Genomic DNA, 233 nt, shown 5'->3' with positions numbered 1-233 from the left:
GTGGGCGAAACCAGCTACAACTTTACGTATTTTGAAAACAGCAGCGACAGCACGGTGATTGGCACCGTCAATGCCATCGATCCGGAAGGCACGCCAGTGACCTACAGCATCGTCAGCGGCAATGATGACGCTTGGTTTGAGATTGATCCCGTGACCGGTGTCATCAGCTTGACCCCAGCGGGCGTGGCCGCCGTCGCCAATGACTTTGAAGCCCTGGCGAACGTGCACAATTT

1 protein-coding gene is annotated in these 233 nt (G+C 55.8%); it reads left to right on the top strand.

Annotated features, from left to right (window positions below):
* Positions 1 to 233: cadherin repeat domain-containing protein (locus H5114_RS20775; protein ID WP_182723895.1), on the top strand; the 233-nt coding region annotated here is incomplete at both ends.

Origin of the sequence: Shewanella sp. SR43-8, assembly GCF_014163775.1 — a bacterium.
Taxonomy (GTDB): domain Bacteria; phylum Pseudomonadota; class Gammaproteobacteria; order Enterobacterales; family Shewanellaceae; genus Shewanella; species Shewanella vesiculosa.
Note: the sequence above shows the minus strand (reverse complement) of the source record. Positions and strands in the feature narration are given on the sequence as shown.